Raw genomic sequence first — 16,604 nt, forward strand, 5'->3', positions numbered from 1 at the left:
GGTTCGGCTCGCTAACGTGTGGCCAGCAGCGGCGACGGGGCCGCTCCGCATCGAAGGAACCCACCATGACGGGAAAGTTCGAGCTGTTCACCGACAAGGGCGGTCAATGGCGCTTCAATCTCAAGGCATCCAACGGGCAGATCATCGCCTCGAGCGAGGGGTACTCCTCGAAGTCGAGCGCTCTCAACGGCATCGAGTCGGTCCGCACGAATGCTCCAGGTGCGGAGGTCGTCGAACGCGAGTGAGAGCCGCGGCTCACACCTCGAAGTCGACGGCCATCCGGCCCGCCACGACGCTGCGGATGTACGCCGCGACCTCCTGGTGCGCGGGGTGGGTCTGGTAGTCGTCGAGCCCCTGCACGTCGTCGAAGTCGATGACGACCGCCACGTCGACATTGGCGTGCGCGTAGGCGGCGTTCGGGCCGGCCGACAGCTCGCGGATCGAGGGGACGACGCCGACGAGGCTTCGCAGTCGAGCGGCGACCTCGGCCGCCTGCTCGGCGCGCACCTCCTCGTCTTCGGCGGCGAGCTTCCAGGCGACGACGTGGCGAAGGGTCATCGGATCTCCTCGGGGGATGTGAGCGCGTGGCGCAGGCGGTCGGGAGCGACGCGCCAGTGCGCGTGGAGTCGCCCGTCGAGCAGGATCACGGGGATCTTCTCCCACCACTGGGCGTAGAGCGCCGGGTCATCGAGGATCGATCGCTCCTCGATCTCGACGTCGTTCTCGTCGGGCAGGTCGGCGACCACCGTCTCCACGACCTCGCGCGCCACATCGCAGAGGTGGCAGTCGGGCTTGGAGATGATCGTGAGGGTCGTCACGATCCCATCTTCGCGCATCGCCCGACCCTCGGGCCGCGCTTCGGCATGTCCCACATTCGGTCGTTGTGGCGGTGGAGGCATGTCCCACTTTCGGTCGCTGCGGCGGTGGCGGCATGTCCCACTTTCGGTCGCTGCGGCGGTGGCCTGTCCCACATTCGGTCGTGCGGCAAGAGGCATGTCCCACATTCGGTCGCTGCGAAGTCTCTCAAACAGCCGAAAGTGGGACACGCCCAGCCGAAAGTGGGACATGCCCAGCCGAAAGTGGGACATGCCCAGCCGAAAGTGGGACATGGCCAACCGAGAGTGGGACATGGCCCCGGCTACAGCAGAGAGCCGGACACGATCCGCTGGCGCAAAACACGAAGCGCCCGGATCCGTTCGGATCGGGGCGCTCGGTGTTTCGGCCGCTTACTTCTTGTTGCGGCGCTGGTGGCGAGTCTTGCGAAGCAGCTTGCGGTGCTTCTTCTTCGCCATGCGCTTGCGGCGCTTCTTGATGACAGAACCCACGGAAAACCTCACTACGTCAGGGGTCTGGACGCGATCGTTTCGCGTCCGGGATCAGGCACGTCGAAAAATGCCTCAGGTCAGTCTAGCCGACGTCGGCGATAGGCCGTTGCAGGGCAGCCGTCACGGCCGTCTCGGGGACACGGTAGCTGCGACCGAATCGGACCGCGGGCAGCTCGCCGGCGTGCACCAGTCGGTACACGGTCATCTTCGAGACGCGCATCAAGTCGGCCACCTCGGCGACCGTCAGAAAGCGCACGTCAGACAACTCCGGCATCCCATCTCCCCAGTTTTCATCCCAGCAATGCTGCACAAGTGGTCGCACGTGTTCCCAGACGTGCGATTGCCTCAACCCTAGAGGGTGTATGGGACGCGTGTAAACCTGTGTGGTCTGTGTGATGAACGGATGCCGGAGCTCAGCGGCCCGGGATGCGCTTGAGCACGTTCTCGAACGCGTGCTTCGTCGACGCGGCGGCACGGCCCACGAGGTCGGCGGCGGCGGCAGCGGAGTCCGGCAGAGCACCCGCTCCGATCGACAGTGGCTCGTCGTCGACGATGAACGGCATGAGCCACTCGTCGACGGCGTCGAGGGGCGCCGGGGAGAGGCTGTAATAGCGGTGCTGGCCCTCTTCCCGCACCGAGACGAGCTCTGCCTCGCGCAGCACCTTCAAATGCTTCGACACGGTCGGCTGGCTCACGCCGAGCTCCGAGACGATCTGCGACACGCTCGTCCCGCGACCGCCCGCTCCGCGTTCGCGCAGCAGCTGCAGGATGTCCCGACGGGTGCCGTCGGCGATCACGTCGAAGATGTCCGCCATGACCTTAGGTTAGCCCGCGCGCGCGTCGGAGTACCATGACAACGATTCTTTCGGCGAGAGGGGCGCGACATGACGGGCGAGACCGTCGTCGTACGCGCGCTCCGGCGCCTCAGGGGCTGGTCGCAGGGCTTCCGGGACCTCACGACGTCCTCTCCTTCTCGATTCGCCGTGCTGGTCTTCAGCTCCCTGGTCCTCGTCTTCACCGCACTGCTGTCGCTCCCCGCGGCGGCCGCCGACGGACGACCGACGCCTCTCGCGGACGCTCTGTTCACCGCTGTCTCGACGATCTGCGTGACAGGTCTGGCGACGGTCGACATGGCCACGCACTGGTCGCCGCTCGGGAAGGTGATCATCTACGCCGGCGTCAACATCGGGGCCATGGGCGTGCTCACGCTGGCATCCATCCTGGGGCTCGTCATCTCCAAGCGACTCGGCTTGCGCGCCAAACTCATCGCCGCGGGCGATTCCAATCCGCTGCGTGCGCACGGCGGGCCCGTGAACGAAGGTCAGACCGTGCGTCTCGGCGAGGTGGGCCAGCTTTTGTCCACCGTGGCACTGTCCACACTCGTCATCGAAGGCATCCTCGCTGTTCTGCTCTATCCGACGCTGCTGCTGAGCGATGTCGACCCTCTGACCGCGCTGTGGGAGGCGCCGTACTACGCGGCGATGGCCTTCACGAACACGGGCTTCACCCCCAACGTCGGCGGGCTCGAGCCGTTCGCGACGAACTACCTGATGCTCACGCTGCTGATGGTCGGGGTCTTCCTCGGGTCCATCGGTTTCCCCGTGATCTACACGCTCTGGCGTCACCACTTCCACGTGAGGCGCTGGTCGCTCCACGCGAAGCTCACCCTCATCACCACGACGGTGCTCTTCTTCGCCGGTGCGGGCGTGTTCCTCCTCCTCGAGTACGAGAACCCGGAGACCTTCGGTTCGATGGACGCATGGGACACGACGTTCCAGGCGTTCTTCCTCTCGGCCATGACCCGATCGGGTGGCTTCTCGGTCGTCGACATCGGCGAGCTGCACGGGTCGTCCCTCGTGGTCGGCTCGATGCTGATGTTCGTCGGCGGCGGCTCGGCCTCCACCGCCGGCGGCATCAAGGTGACGACGCTCGCCGTGCTCGCCCTCGCCGTCTTCTCGGAGGCGAAGGGGCGCCAGAGCGTCGAGGCCTTCGGGCGCCGCATCCCCAGCGACGTGCAGCGCGTCGCGCTCTCGGTCGTCGCCTGGGGATCGACGATCGTCGCGGTGGCCACGATCACGATCGCCCAGATCACCCAGCGGTCCATCGAAGAAGTGCTCTTCGACGTGATCTCCGGATTCGGCACGGTCGGCCTGTCCACCGGATTGACCGCAGAGCTGCCCGATCCGGCGGTCTATGTGCTCGCGGCCACCGTGTTCATGGGCCGCATTGGTACAGTGACCCTCGCCGCCGCCGTGGCGGCGACCAGCAGATCGCAGCACTACTCGCTGCCCGTGGAAAGGCCGATCGTTGGTTGAGCAGATCCGCAATGACGCCCCCGTGCTCGTGATCGGCCTCGGCCGCTTCGGAGCGGCGTGCGCCGGCGAGCTGGACCGCCTCGACCGCGAGGTGCTCGCGATCGACGCGAACCTCGAGCTCGTGCAGAAGTGGTCGGAGCGCGTGACCCATGCGGTGCAGGCCGACGGACGCAATCTCGAAGCGCTGAAGCAGATCGGCGCGCAGGATTTCCAGGTGGCGATCGTCGCGACCGGTTCGTCGATCGAGGCGTCGGTGCTGATCACCGCGAACCTCGTCGACTTGAAGGTGCCGCAGATCTGGGCGAAAGCCGTCTCGCAGTCGCACGGCAAGATCCTCGCCCGCGTCGGCGCGAACCACGTCATCTACCCCGAGCGAGAGGCGGGCGAGCGCGTCGCGCACCTCGTCAGCGGACGCATGCTCGACTTCATCCGCTTCGACGACGACTTCGTGCTCGCGAAGATGTACCCGCCGAAGTTCATCCGGGGAGTCGGACTGAACGAGTCGGGCGTGCGCACGAAGTACAACGTGACCGTGGTCGGTGTGAAGAGTCCCGGCAAGCCGTTCCGCTACGCCGAGGCGAACACGGTCGTCACGAACCACGACCTCATCATCGTGTCCGGCACGAACTCCGACATCGAGCGCTTCGCGGCCCTGGACCGCTGACGCCGACGGCCTACGCGCCGGCGGCCAGCTCCTGCGCGCGCGCGAGCGCGGCGTCGGTCGCCTCGGCGAACAGGCCCGAGAGGTTCGCACCCTGGAGCACCGAGATGGCACGTTCGGTCGTGCCCTTCGGGCTGGTCACCCGACGGCGCAGCTCGGCGGGGTCGTCGCCCGTGGCATCCAGCAGGGCCGCGGCGCCGATGAAGGTCTGCTCCGCCATGAGCCGAGCGTCGGCCTCCGAGAAGCCCTTCCCGCGCGCCGCCTCGGTGAGCTCCTCGATGAGCAGGAAGACGTAGGCCGGACCCGAGCCGGAGATCGTCGACAGCGCGTCGATCCGGTCTTCGGTCACGTCGATGACCGCGCCGCACGTCTCGAACAGTCGTCGCACGACGGCGAGATCGGCGTCGGATGCCGACGGGCCCACGGCGAGTCCGGTGACGGCCTTGCCGACCACGGCCGGGGTGTTCGGCATCGAGCGGATGACGGGGATGCCGTCGCCGACGATCCCTTCGAACGTCGCGATCGTCACGCCCGCGGCCAGGCTCACCAGCACCGTGCCGGGGCGGAGCACCGGCGCGATCTCTCGGAGGAGGTCGGGGACCATGATCGGCTTCACTCCGATCAGGACGATGTCGGCGGCAGCGACGGCGGTCGTGTTGGCGTCGGGCGTGGTCTCCAGCGCGAGGCTCGTGACCCCGGGAAGGCCCTCGACGGTGGCGGCCCGGGCGACGGTGCGGTTGGTGACGGTCACGTACGGCGCAACACCGGAGCGGACGAGTCCCTGCAGGATCGCGCCTCCCATGGAGCCGGCACCGAGGATCGCGATAGCGGGGAGCATGTCGTCAGCCATCCCTCCATCCTCTCATCCGCGGCCCACGGACGGGTGCTCGGGAGGTGGCGACCGGGCGAACACCGAGCGACGACGACCTCCTCGGTAAGAGCCTGCTGAGAGGCCTCTCGACGGCCGATGCCGCCGGGCTATAGTCGACAGCGACGGAGGCGTGGCCGCCCCGTCGCGACTGCGAAGGACTCGTCATGACCCTCCTCGACGGCATCATCTCCCGAGTGATCGACACCGACCGGATCGCGGTCGGCATCCTGGAACGCGAGGGCGACGACTCCGCCGCGCCGCCGGAGCGCACGCTCGTGCTCATCCACGGCAACGTGTCGTCGAGCCTGTTCTGGCAGGAGTTCATGCAGGATCTCCCCGGCGACCTCCGCGTGATCGCCGTGGACCTCCGCGGATTCGGCACGTCCGAGCACGCCCCGGTCGACGCGACCCGCGGTGTCCGCGACTTCAGCGACGACGTGCACGCCACGTTGACGAATCTCGGCATCCCCACGGCGCACCTCATGGGCTGGTCGATGGGCGGCGGAGTGGTGCTGCAGTACGCACTCGATCACCCCGCGCTGTCGCTGACGCTGCAGGCCCCCGTCTCGCCGTACGGCTTCGGCGGGACGCGGCGCGACGGCTCCCGGCTCACCGACGACGACGCCGGCTGTGGTGGCGGCGGCGCGAACCCCGACTTCGTGCGCCGCCTCGCCGAGCACGACACGAGCGACGAGGCGCCGACGTCGCCGCGTACCGTCTTCCGCACCGGATACGTCTCCCCCGAGTACGACGGGCGCAACGAAGATCTGTGGGTCGAGTCGATGCTCACCACCTCGACCGCCGACGGCAACTACCCCGGCGACGGCGTCGCGAGCGACAACTGGCCCGGCTTCGCCGCCGGACGCACGGGCGTGCTCAATACGATGGCGCCCCGCTGGTTCGACACGTCGGGGATCGTCGACCTGGACGTGAAGCCGCCCATCCTGTGGGTGCACGGGACAGCGGATGCCATCGTCTCCGACGCGTCGTTCTTCGACCTCAATCATCTCGGCGCACTCGGGATCATCCCCGGCTGGCCCGGCGAGGAGGTCGCGCCCGCGCAGCCGATGGTGTCGCAGACGCGCGATGTGCTCGCGGCGTACCGCGAGGCAGGAGGCGAGGTCGTGGAGCTGGAGATCGAGGGCGTCGGACACGCCCCCCACCTGGAGCGTCCGGGGGCTGTTCGGCAGGCACTGCTGGCCGTCATGGGCTACCTCGGTCAGCCCGCCTTCCCCGCCCCGCCGACCGAGGCGATCATCCTCAGCTCGTCGGACTGAGAAGCCCGGACATTTGCACGGCGAGAACGTCGGACTCCGTCCGGCGCGGCGCCGTACGCTCGGCGGTATGACCGCCGTTCTTCTGGATGCTCCCACGATCCGCGAGGCCGTTGCCGAGGTGCTCTGCGAAGAGTCCGAGACGCACCGCATCCTCGACGTCACGATCCGCCGGCTGCACGACGACCGCCTCGTCGTGATGGTCACGGTGTCGTTCCCGCCCGACCTTCTCTTCGGCGAAGTCGCCCTGGTGCTGCGGGAGATCGACGAGCGCGTCCGCGAGCTCGTACCCGCCGCCGAACGGGTGTGCGTGGAACCGCGAATCGGCCTGCCCGCGCGCGACTCGCGACCGGCGACCGAGACGATCGTCCTCGCCTCGAGCGACTGACGGCGACCCGAGCTGCCGGGTCAGGGATCGCGGCGCGCGAGGAAGAACGCGCGCAGCAGCGCCGCCGCCTCCTCGGCATCCACGCCGCCGATCACCTCCGAGCGGTGGGGCAGGCGGCGGTCGCGCAACACGTCGTACAGCGACCCCGCGGCGCCGGCCTTGTCGTCCCACGCGCCGAACACGACGCGGCCCACACGGGCCTGTGAGATCGCGCCGGCGCACATGAGGCACGGCTCCAGCGTGACGACGAGAGTGCAGTGCTCGAGGTTCCACGAGCCGAGCGTCTCGGCCGCGGACCGCAGCGCCACCACTTCGGCGTGCGCGAGCGGGTCGTGCGTGAGCTCGCGGAGGTTGCGCCCCTCCCCCAGCACCGCCCCCGACACATCGGTGACGACCGCTCCGACGGGGATGTCACCGTGAGCGGCCGCCTCGGCAGCGAGCTCCCTCGCCCGCACCATGGCGTCGAGGTCGGTCTGTCTGGCGGGCAGGCTCACGGGGCCAGCGTACGCCCCGCTAACCTGGGGGTATGCGCGTGCACGTGGCCGACCACCCTCTCATCACCCACAAGCTGACGGTGCTGCGCGACGAGCGCACACCCTCGCCGGTGTTCCGACAGCTGACCGAAGAGCTGGTGACGCTGCTGGCGTACGAGGCCACCCGCAGCGTGCGCGTGGAGGACCTCGAGATCCGCACCCCCGTCACCACGACCGTGGGCGTGCGCATCAGCGAGCCCCGCCCGCTCGTCGTGCCCATCCTCCGCGCCGGGCTCGGCATGCTCGACGGCATGGTCAAGCTGCTTCCCACGGCGGAGGTCGGCTTCCTGGGCATGGCGCGCGACGAGGAGACGTTCGAGCCGGTCACCTACGCCGAGCGTCTGCCCGCCGACCTCAGCGACCGGCAGTGCTTCGTGCTCGACCCCATGCTCGCGACGGGCGGTTCGCTCGGCGCGGCGATCGACTTCCTGTTCGCCCGCGGCGCTCAGGACGTCACCGCCATCTGCATCCTCGGCGCACCCGAGGGTGTCGCCGCGATCGAGAAGCAGGTGGGCGACCGCGACGTGACGCTCGTCCTCGGTGCGCTCGACGAGCGCCTCAACGAGAAGGGCTACATCGTGCCCGGGCTCGGCGACGCGGGTGACCGGCTGTACGGAACGGTCTGACACCGCCGACGGCGACGTCCGCGTCGCGCGTTGACCCTCGCTGCGCGCGGATGCGTCAGCCGGCGAGATCGTCGCCCGTGCGGCGACCGTTCTCGCGTTCCCAGAACTCCAGCTGCTGAGTGAGGGCTTTCGAGAGCTCGAACACCTGCTCCGGAGGGATGCGCACGCGCTGCACGACGCGGCCGGGGACGACCGTCACGGTGTTGCCGTCGGCATCCGTCGCCTCGTGCGGGGGACGGACGAGCGAGACGAAGTCCATGACGAACACATCGGGCGTGTGCCACACGTTCGCGAAGTCGGCGAAGCTGCCCGCCACGGTCTCCGGCGGCATCTCGATCTCGAACTGACGCGGTGCCTCTTCGGCCATGTCCGCTCCTCCTCGCTGTCGTGGTCCCGCGAGTCTACGGACTGCGCACGAGCGCGACGCCCTCGGGCTGAACGCTGTCGGCGCCGCTCCGTAGCGCCCCGTGGTCGGCGCCCACGAGGCGCGCGAACGCGCTGAGGCGCGCGACGCCGTCGGGGGTGCGCGGCAGGTCGTCGAGCAGGCCCGTGCCGAAGACAATGAAGGCCGTGTGCATGGCGCGGGAGACCGCCACATTGAGCCGGTTCTGGAGGAGCAGGAACTCGAGCCCGCGGGGGGCGTCTCTTCCCGACGAGGCGGCGAGCGACACGATCGCGACAGCGGCCTCCTGCCCCTGGAAGCGGTCGACTGTTCCGACGGGAACGTCGGCGAATCCTGCCGCCGCGAGTGCCTCCTCCACGAGCAGCTGCTGCGCGTTGTACGGGGTGACCACGATGAGGTCGTCGGCGCGGAGCGGGCGGGCGGGGATGCCGTCGTCGGCCGTCCAGCGCCGGCCGACGAGGTCTGTGACGATCTCGACCACGCGGGCCGCTTCCTCGGGCGACTGCGTCGCATTGCCGGTGTGCCCCAGCGGCACGGGGACGACCCCGGCGGGGATGCCGTCGAGGTGACGGGCCGCCGCGCCGGCGTACGCCTCCAGGCGCCCCTCGTAGGAGAGATCGGAGACGGGAGCGGCGACCTCGGGACGCATGCGCCGCGACTGCGCGAGGAAGAAGCCGCGGTCGGCGGGGATGACGGCCGCGCCGTCCATGATCCAGCCGAGGGCCGACGTGTCGACCGGCTCAGGGTGCGTACCCTGACTCACCTGCGGGAGCTGCTGCGGGTCGCCCAGCAGCAGGAGCCTGCTCGCCGCGGCGCTGACGGCGATCGTCGAGGCCAGCGAGAACTGCCCCGCCTCGTCGATCACGAGCAGATCCAGACCGCGACGGGCGATCCGCCCCGTGTGGGTGAAGTCCCACGCGGTGCCGCCGACGACGAAGCCGCCCTGCTGTTCGCCGATGTAGGCGGCCATCCCGTTCTTGGCGATCGGCGTGAAGGAGAGCTCCGCGCCGTCGCCGCTGCCGGACGCCTTCGGCGCCTTCGCCACCTGGGCTTTCGGAACCCCCGCCTCCACGACGCGGTCGAGCATGTGCTCCACGACCGCGTGCGATTGCGCGACGACCCCGACCCGGAAGCCGTGATCGCGGACGAGCGCGGCGACGACGTGGGAGCCGACGTACGTCTTCCCCGTGCCGGGAGGGCCCTGCACGGCGATATAGCTGCGGTCGAGGTCGAGCAGCGTGGCGGTGATGTCGGCGACGTCGGTGCCCCGGCCGCGGGTGAGCGCACCGCTGCGGGTGCGGGGCGGGCGGCGCAGGAGCAGATCGCTCGCGGCATCCGCCGGCAACGTCGGCACGCCATGCGGCCCCGCATCGGCGGAGGAGAGCACGGCGTCGGCCCACTCGTCGATCGCGGCCTGCTGGCTGCCCGCCTGAGGCGGCGCGACGGGGGTGAGCGCGACCGGGAGCTCCTGCCACGTGAAGCCCTGCAGGGACGTCTCCTCGATCACCGCGCCGTCGTCGAGAACCTCGACGACCTTGACGGTGCGCGCCGCATGGATCCAGCGCGGGTTGGTCTCCACGGGGAACGGCGCGGGGATCTCGTACAGCGCGAAGGGCGCGCTGTCGACCGTGAGGCGAGTGCCCGGCGCGAGGTCGCCCCGCACCTCGACGACGCGGCGCTGCACGCGGGCGCCCTCGGGGAGGTGCCAGTCGGTGATCACCCGGCACCGCTCGCCGTCGACCACGACGACGTCACGGGTGTCTTCCCATACCGACACCGGCTCGCGCAGGCGCAGGAAGTGGGTCGCCCAGAACGTCTTGACCTCGCGCGGGTAGTAGTCGATCGCCGCGGCTCCGAGGCGCAGCGCTTCGGCCACGGCTTCTGAGGCATCCCCCGCGCCGGAGCGCCCCTCGGGGGGCACGGATGCCGCGAGCCGGCCGAGCGATTCGGCCCGCACCGACGGTTCGTACGAGAACTCGAGGGCCTCCGCGTCGATCGACGGACGCAGACCCGCCTCGCGGGCACGGTCGACGAGCCAGTCGCGGAGCTTGAGGGTGGAGACGCAGTCGTAGCGGTTGTAGTCGGCCAGGTCGTCGAGCACGACGCCCGCCGCCTCGGCGTCTCCCGCGTCGGCGAGAGCGCGCGCCTCGACGTAGCGGACGATGGAGTCGTCGCCGCGCTGCACGTCGCTCGTGCGCACGTCGGCGCCCATGTACAGCGGCTCGAGCTTCTTGATCGAGTACGAGCGCGATCCCACGCGGAGGGCGCGCCGGACGATCGGGTAGAGGTCGACGAACACGCCCTCTCGCAGCAGTCGGTCGACGGCCGCCTCGCCGACGCCGTGCCTCGCGGCCATCGCGAGCAGATGCGTGGGCTCGTACGGCGCGTAGTGATAGATGTGCATGCCCGGGTGGGTGCGGCGCCGGAGGGCGACGATCTCGAGGAACCGCTCGAGGGCCGCCTTCTCCTCGGCGAACGAGTGGGCCCACAGCGGGGTGTAGCGGCTCGCCGTGTCGACCCAGCCGAACAGGTAGTCGATCCCCCACTGCGCCGGCGACCCCGCGCTCGGGGTCTCGGTGTAGAGCGGGTCGCCCTCGAAGTCGAAGAACAGGTCGCCGTGGTCGGGACGCGGGAGGGCGCCCAGCGCTTGCGGGAAGACGACCTCGTACGTCGGCACCGCCGGCAGCGCGGGGAGCGCGGGCGCGTCGTCCGCGGCGAGCGGCGCGGTCTCGACGCCGCCCGCCGGGCTCGTCAGTTGCAGCCGCGCCTGCGTGCGCAGGTGCGAGAACGTGTCGGCCGACATGCGGGCCGGGGCCTCGGACGCGTGGGCGAGATCGTCGATCGTGCGCAGGCCCGCGGCCCGCAGACGCTCGCGCTGGAGGGGGCGCATACCGGCGACGAGGAGGAGGTCGCGATGGCCGACGACGTCGAGATCGCACGTGGCGCACCGCCCGCACGCGACGACGCGGAGATCGCCGCGCTCGTCGCCCCAGGCGATCGGCGCCCCGGCAGCACCGGCCGCGATGTCGCGGTCTGCGATGAGGGCGCGCAGCCGCTCGCGGCGCAGGGCGAACACGGGCAGCAGGTCGCGCACGCGATGCTCCGAGGTCGACCCGTCGCCGAGCAGCAGCTCGACCCGATCGGATCGCGCCACGCCCTGCCGGTCGAGCTGGTCGACGTAGGCGGCGAGTTGCATGAGCGCGGTGACGCGCGCGTGACGGGCGAGCTTCGTGTCCTGCACGAGCCACGGGGCGCCCGGCAGGTTCGTGTCGCGCACGAGGAAGTCGGCGAAGCCCACGAACTCGTCGGTCGAGAAGGCCGCCTGGTAGACGACCGTGACGGCGGGATCGGCCAGCGCGGCGGTGGTGCGTGCGACGGCGTCGGCGAGCGCCACGGCGTCGGACGAACGCGCCGCCGGGATCTCGACGACGGCACCGGGCCGAGCCTCGTGGTAGTCGGCGAGCACCCGCAGCTCGTGCTGCGTGCCGAGCCGACCCGCCCGCTCCAGGGTCGCGTCTTCCGGATCGTCGACCGCCGGCACGCGCCCGAGTTTCGCGTCGATCGCGCGCAGCCACGCGTACTCGCACTCGGCGGCGGCTTTGAGGTCGCTCGCGCTCCAGACGATCCGGCCCTCGTCTTCGATGTATCGCATGTCACCCTTCCGTCTCCGACCCTAACCGCGGTCACCGACACCCCGGTCGGTCCTCGCGGCGCGGGCGCCTCGCACGCCGGCCGTGCCGCGGGGCACGACGGATGCCAGACTGGTGCCGTGAGCCAGAACCTGCCGTTCGAGAGCGTCTACCGCCACGGCTTCGCGCGTGTGGCCGCCTGCACGATCCCCGTCGCCATCGCCGACCCCGCGCGCAACGCGGACGCCGTGCTCGCGGCGGCGCGGGAGCTCCACGACGAGGGCGTCGCGGTGGCCGTCTTCCCGGAGCTGTGCCTGACCGGGTACGCGATCGACGACCTCGTGCAACAGGATGCCGTGCTCGACGCGGTGCGGGATGCCGTCGCGCGGATCGCCTCGGCATCCGCGGAGCTGCGTCCGCTCCTCGTGGTCGGCGCTCCCCTGCGGATCGACTCCCGGCTGTACAACTGCGCCGTCGTGATCCACCGCGGCGCCGTCCTGGGGGTGGCCCCGAAGTCGTACCTGCCGACCTATCGCGAGTTCTACGAGCAGCGGTGGTACGCGTCCGGCGTGGACGCCCCGGACGCGGTCGAGCTCGCGGGCGATCGGGTGCCGGTGGGAACCGATCTGCTGTTCGAGGCGACCGACGTGCCGGGGCTCGTCGTGCACGCAGAGGTCTGCGAAGACGTCTGGATGCCGGTGCCGCCCTCGTCGACCGCGGCGCTCGCGGGCGCGACGGTGCTCCTGAACCTCTCCGGCAGCCCCATCACGATCGCGCGCGCCGAGGACCGGCGCATCCTCACCCAGTCGCAGTCGTTGCGGTGCCTCGCGGCGTACGTGTACGCCGCGGCGGGCCTCGGCGAATCCACGAACGACGTGTCGTGGGACGGTCAGACGATGATCTACGAGGGCGGCGCCCTCCTCGCGGAGACCGAGCGGTTCCCCGACGGACCGCGGTTCGCGATCGCCGACGTCGACCTGGATCGCCTCCGTCAGGACCGCCTCCGCCAGGGCACCTTCGACGACAACCGCCGCGCGACGTGGAGCACGGGGCAGCGCATCCCCTTCACCGTCGACCCGCCGGCATCCGACATCGGCATCCGCCGCACGCTCGACCGGTTCCCGTTCGTGCCCGACGACCCGGCACGGCTCGACCTGGACTGCTACGAGGCCTTCAACATCCAGGTGTCCGGGCTCGAGCAGCGGATGCGCGCGATCGGGGCGCCGAAGCCCGTCATCGGCGTCTCCGGCGGCCTCGACTCGACGCACGCGCTGCTGGTCGTTGCCCGGGCGATGGACCGGATGGGGCGTCCCCGCAGCGACATCCTCGCCTACACGATGCCCGGGTTCGCCACGAGCGACCACACCAAGTCGAACGCGATCGCCCTCGCGGAGGCGATCGGCGCGTCGATCGAGACGATCGACATCCGCCCGATGGCGACGGAGATCCTCAAGGGGATCGGGCATCCGTTCGCTGGCGGCGAGCCCGTCTACGACGTGACGTTCGAGAACGTCCAGGCCGGCGCGCGCACCGATTTCCTCTTCCGCCTCGCGAACCAGCACGGCGGGTTCGTCGTCGGCACCTCCGACCTGTCCGAGCTGGCGCTGGGCTGGGCGACGTACGGCGTCGGCGATCACATGAGTCACTACGCCGTCAACGCCGGCGTGCCCAAGACGCTCATCCAGCACCTCATCCGGTGGGTCATCGCCCACTCCGCCGACGACGAGACCGGAACCTCCCTCAACGACGAGGCCAAGCGCGTGCTGCAGTCCGTGCTCGACACCGAGATCAGTCCGGAGCTCGTGCCGGCCGGTCAGGACGGGAAGGTGCAGTCGACCGAGGACACCATCGGGCCCTACGCGCTGCACGACTTCGCCCTGTTCCACGTGCTGCGCTACGGCTACCGCCCGTCGAAGATCGCGTTCCTGGCCGAGCGGGCGTGGGCGGATGCCGAGACCGGCGCGTGGCCGCCCGGATTCCCCGACGACGAGCGCTATGCCTACGACCTCGACACCGTCACGCGCTGGCTTCGCGTGTTCCTGAAGCGGTTCTTCGGCTTCGCCCAGTTCAAGCGCTCGGCGATCCCCAACGGTCCGAAGGTCACCGCCGCCGGGTCGCTGTCACCGCGCGGGGACTGGCGCGCCCCGTCGGACGGCAACGCCGCGGCGTGGCTCGCCGAACTCGACGCCGCGCTGCCGGAGTCGACCGGTCGCTGACGTCGCGGGCGTCAGGCCGTCAGGCCGTCAGGCCGTCAGGCCGTCAGGCCGTCAGGCCGTCAGGCCGTGGGCAGGATGCCGGTGGCGATCGTGATCACCCAGCCGTCGCGGGAAGCGTCCACGAGTGTGTACTTCATGTTGCGGTCGGGGATCCAGCCCTTGTGACGTCCGGCGTCGAGTCGCACATGCTCGGGCGCGACGCGCACCCCGCGCCCGTCCGCTTCGAGGACGGCCTGCACGCGCACCCAGTGCTGCAGCAGGTCGGGGATGTCGTTCTCGTCGAAGAGACGGGAGTGCTTCTGCATCCGCTTGATGTCGGCCGGCTCCGGCGAGAGGTCGCGGATGTCGATGCCCACGGGCAGTGCGGGGTCGCAGATCGCCACGACGGTCGCGGCGCGGTAGCTGGCGGTGATGATGGCGATGGGCAGTTCCTGCCCGTCGCGCGACGCGATGAGGCGGGTGTGGTAGCCGAAACCGCGCGGCGCCTCGCGCTCGATCCGCACGTCGGTGGTCTCGCAACCGAGCCGGGCGGCGATGAGCTCCTTCGCGATGATCCGGCGGCGGTCGTGCACCGTCGTTCCCGGATCCCAGCCGAGACGCGCCGAGATGCCCGAGGGGGCGTCCAACGGAACCGTGTTCAGAGACATGTCACTCCTTCGCAGGGCCGATGCACTCATCATGTCTCAGGAGGGGGTGCCACGGCATCCCTCTTCGTCGTGACTAATGCGGTGTGAGCGCAACGCCGACCTCCCCCGGCCGGGCACCGCCCCCGATCCGGTCCACCCGTTCCCCTAGGGTGGGAGTTCTGCCGTGTCGACCGCGCGGCCACCGACGACGAGGAGTGCCATGTCCACCCCCAACGATCCCGCCGGCGACGCCTCGCAGCCCACGCCGCCTCCTTCCGATGCGCCTACGCAGGCCTACCCCGACGTTGCCGCCGACGCGCCGACGCAGGCATATCCGCCCGCAGAGCCCGCCGCGCCGCCCGTGCCGCCGGCCCCCGTAGACGGTCAGCCGCCCGCACCCGCCTACGCACCCGCACCGCAGGCGCCGTACGGTCAGCCCGAGTACGCGCAGCCCGCCTATGCCGCAGCCCCCGGCCCCTCCGCCCCCGACACGCGTCCCAAGACGCTCGCCTGGGTGTCGCTCGGTCTCGCGGTGCTCGGTGTCATCCTGTCGTGCGTCGGGTTCGTCCCCGTGCCCTGGATCGGTCTGGTCTCGGTGGTCATCGGCGGCCTGCTGCTGCTCGTCGCGTTCGTGCTGTCGATCGTGGCGCTGGCCAGCCGCAAGCAGGGCGGCAAGCCCTTCAGCATCATCGCGCTCGTCGTCGCCGTGCTCGGCGGCGGCCTGTGGGCGGTCGCACTGTTCGTGAGCATCGCCCTCACCGCGATCACGTCGTCCTCGAGCGCTGGCGAGGTCCCGGCGCCCAGCGAGACCAGCTCGGTGGCTCCCGGCGACACCGACGGCGAGGAGACCGAGGGCGAGACGCCCGCGGGCGAGTACGACGAAGCGGCGTTCCTCGCCGAGGCGCGACCCGCGATCCTCGACGTCTTCCAGGAGATCGACCCCGCGGCATCCCAGGAGGTCGTCGACCAGGTGTTCCCCGACGATGCGCTCATCGCCGCCGGGAAGAGCATGCTGCTCCTCGGCGACTCGGGCCGTGACGCGATGATCGAGTCGCTCATCGCCGGAGGCGACAGCGGCTTCGACGACGAGACGGCCGCACGGTTCGTCGACGCGATCTACGACGCCGCCCAGGCGCACCTGCAGGAGTAACCCTCCCGCACACACGAGAGAGGCCCCCGGAGCGATCCGGGGGCCTCTCTCGTGTGCCTGATTCGAGGTGCCGCTGTCGCGCGGCGCGGCGATCAGTTCGACGCGGCCGACGCCACGCTCACGGGCGACGCGGGCGTGACGGGCGACGCGGGGGTCGTCGGCGAGGCCACGCTCACGGGCGACGCGGGGGTCACGGGTGAGGCCGGGGTCGCCGGCGAAGCCGGGGTCACGGGCGACGGGGAGGTGGCCGGGGTCGGCGCCGTGGCGGGCGTCGGCGCGGTGGCCGGGGTGGCCGGGGTGACGACCGTCGGGGTGACGGCGGACACGACCGTGACGGACGTGTCGCTGACGCTCAGGGTGACCGGACGGTCGAGGACCGAGCCGTTCTTGCCGGTGATGGCGCCGCCGGGGACGACGGTGCCGTCGGTGGTGCGCAGGTCCATCGCCGAGGCCATGGCGGTCGCGCCGCCGGCGACCAGGCCGAGCCCGACCGCGCCGGTCACACCGTAGGCGATCCACTTCTTCTTCATTTGGTTCCTCCAGGTGGGGTGTGCGTGGTGTCCGCGGGGGATGCGATCGGACGACCG

19 protein-coding genes are annotated in these 16,604 nt (G+C 70.5%); 8 read left to right on the forward strand and 11 right to left on the reverse strand.

The genetic code is table 11. The features are described from left to right. The first annotated feature begins 65 nt into the window (after window positions 1–65). Window positions 66–245, forward strand: coding sequence for a YegP family protein (locus tag ACSQ18_RS12280; RefSeq protein WP_436037680.1), 180 nt, complete (start codon window positions 66–68; stop codon window positions 243–245). Between the two features lie 10 nt (window positions 246–255). On the opposite strand, the gene ACSQ18_RS12285 is transcribed toward ACSQ18_RS12280, so the two are convergent. The 5 genes from ACSQ18_RS12285 to ACSQ18_RS12305 form a co-directional block, all read right to left on the reverse strand. Next, on the reverse strand, window positions 256–558 hold the full coding sequence (locus ACSQ18_RS12285) for a Dabb family protein (RefSeq protein WP_301038020.1): 303 nt from the start codon (window positions 556–558) through the stop codon (window positions 256–258). Continuing rightward, window positions 555–818, reverse strand: a complete 264-nt coding sequence (locus tag ACSQ18_RS12290) for a glutaredoxin family protein (RefSeq protein ID WP_436038440.1) — start codon at window positions 816–818, stop codon at window positions 555–557. The genes ACSQ18_RS12285 and ACSQ18_RS12290 overlap by 4 nt, the downstream gene beginning before the upstream one ends. 408 nt (window positions 819–1,226) lie before the next feature. Further along, a complete protein-coding gene (locus tag ACSQ18_RS12295; RefSeq protein WP_003792170.1) occupies window positions 1,227–1,325 on the reverse strand; it encodes a 30S ribosomal protein bS22 in 99 nt (32 codons plus the stop codon). Between the two features lie 82 nt (window positions 1,326–1,407). Next, window positions 1,408–1,599, reverse strand: a complete 192-nt coding sequence (locus ACSQ18_RS12300) for a helix-turn-helix domain-containing protein (RefSeq protein ID WP_144806169.1) — start codon at window positions 1,597–1,599, stop codon at window positions 1,408–1,410. Between the two features lie 139 nt (window positions 1,600–1,738). Then, window positions 1,739–2,140, reverse strand: coding sequence for a metalloregulator ArsR/SmtB family transcription factor (locus ACSQ18_RS12305; RefSeq protein WP_144806170.1), 402 nt, complete (start codon window positions 2,138–2,140; stop codon window positions 1,739–1,741). Between the two features lie 69 nt (window positions 2,141–2,209). On the opposite strand from ACSQ18_RS12305, the gene ACSQ18_RS12310 reads away from it, so the two are divergent. Both ACSQ18_RS12310 and ACSQ18_RS12315 read left to right on the forward strand, forming a co-directional pair. After that, complete coding sequence (locus tag ACSQ18_RS12310; protein WP_436037682.1) at window positions 2,210–3,640, forward strand: TrkH family potassium uptake protein; 1,431 nt, start codon at window positions 2,210–2,212, stop codon at window positions 3,638–3,640. Then, complete coding sequence (locus tag ACSQ18_RS12315; RefSeq protein ID WP_144806172.1) at window positions 3,633–4,304, forward strand: potassium channel family protein; 672 nt, start codon at window positions 3,633–3,635, stop codon at window positions 4,302–4,304. Before ACSQ18_RS12310 ends, ACSQ18_RS12315 begins: the two co-directional genes overlap by 8 nt. 10 nt (window positions 4,305–4,314) lie before the next feature. Here ACSQ18_RS12315 and proC read toward each other — a convergent pair whose 3' ends face one another. Continuing rightward, window positions 4,315–5,151, reverse strand: a complete 837-nt coding sequence (gene proC / locus ACSQ18_RS12320) for a pyrroline-5-carboxylate reductase (protein WP_436037684.1) — start codon at window positions 5,149–5,151, stop codon at window positions 4,315–4,317. 185 nt (window positions 5,152–5,336) lie between these two features. Between proC and ACSQ18_RS12325 the strand changes: the two genes are divergently transcribed. After that, complete coding sequence (locus ACSQ18_RS12325) at window positions 5,337–6,449, forward strand: alpha/beta fold hydrolase (RefSeq protein ID WP_436037685.1); 1,113 nt, start codon at window positions 5,337–5,339, stop codon at window positions 6,447–6,449. Between the two features lie 67 nt (window positions 6,450–6,516). Further along, window positions 6,517–6,834, forward strand: coding sequence for a hypothetical protein (locus ACSQ18_RS12330; RefSeq protein ID WP_436037687.1), 318 nt, complete (start codon window positions 6,517–6,519; stop codon window positions 6,832–6,834). Window positions 6,835–6,854: 20 nt separating this feature from the next. Here ACSQ18_RS12330 and ACSQ18_RS12335 read toward each other — a convergent pair whose 3' ends face one another. Next, the gene (locus tag ACSQ18_RS12335) at window positions 6,855–7,328 is read right to left on the reverse strand and encodes a nucleoside deaminase (RefSeq protein ID WP_436037688.1); all 474 of its coding nucleotides are present in this window, start codon (window positions 7,326–7,328) and stop codon (window positions 6,855–6,857) included. Between the two features lie 32 nt (window positions 7,329–7,360). On the opposite strand from ACSQ18_RS12335, the gene upp reads away from it, so the two are divergent. Next, entirely contained in the window at window positions 7,361–7,993 is a 633-nt protein-coding gene (gene upp, locus ACSQ18_RS12340; RefSeq protein ID WP_144806176.1) for a uracil phosphoribosyltransferase, read from the forward strand. Window positions 7,994–8,048: 55 nt separating this feature from the next. On the opposite strand, the gene ACSQ18_RS12345 is transcribed toward upp, so the two are convergent. Beyond that, a complete protein-coding gene (locus ACSQ18_RS12345; protein ID WP_436037690.1) occupies window positions 8,049–8,360 on the reverse strand; it encodes a DUF3467 domain-containing protein in 312 nt (103 codons plus the stop codon). Between the two features lie 34 nt (window positions 8,361–8,394). Continuing rightward, on the reverse strand, window positions 8,395–12,048 hold the full coding sequence (locus ACSQ18_RS12350; RefSeq protein ID WP_436037691.1) for a TM0106 family RecB-like putative nuclease: 3,654 nt from the start codon (window positions 12,046–12,048) through the stop codon (window positions 8,395–8,397). A 117-nt stretch (window positions 12,049–12,165) separates the two neighbouring features. Between ACSQ18_RS12350 and ACSQ18_RS12355 the strand changes: the two genes are divergently transcribed. Next, window positions 12,166–14,241 (forward strand): NAD(+) synthase, encoded by a 2,076-nt coding sequence (locus ACSQ18_RS12355; RefSeq protein WP_436037693.1) that lies wholly within the window; start codon window positions 12,166–12,168, stop codon window positions 14,239–14,241. A 59-nt stretch (window positions 14,242–14,300) separates the two neighbouring features. Here the strand turns inward: ACSQ18_RS12355 and ACSQ18_RS12360 are convergent, their stop codons facing one another. Continuing rightward, a complete protein-coding gene (locus ACSQ18_RS12360) occupies window positions 14,301–14,888 on the reverse strand; it encodes a hypothetical protein (protein ID WP_436037695.1) in 588 nt (195 codons plus the stop codon). Between the two features lie 199 nt (window positions 14,889–15,087). On the opposite strand from ACSQ18_RS12360, the gene ACSQ18_RS12365 reads away from it, so the two are divergent. Further along, the gene (locus ACSQ18_RS12365) at window positions 15,088–16,017 is read left to right on the forward strand and encodes a hypothetical protein (RefSeq protein WP_436037696.1); all 930 of its coding nucleotides are present in this window, start codon (window positions 15,088–15,090) and stop codon (window positions 16,015–16,017) included. 92 nt (window positions 16,018–16,109) lie between these two features. Here ACSQ18_RS12365 and ACSQ18_RS12370 read toward each other — a convergent pair whose 3' ends face one another. Then, window positions 16,110–16,547: a hypothetical protein gene (locus ACSQ18_RS12370; protein ID WP_436037697.1), complete on the reverse strand. Its 438-nt coding sequence runs from the start codon at window positions 16,545–16,547 to the stop codon at window positions 16,110–16,112. Window positions 16,548–16,604: the final 57 nt, after the last annotated feature.

Origin of the sequence: Microbacterium sp. LjRoot45, assembly GCF_964253325.1 — a bacterium.
Taxonomy (GTDB): Bacteria; Actinomycetota; Actinomycetes; order Actinomycetales; family Microbacteriaceae; genus Microbacterium.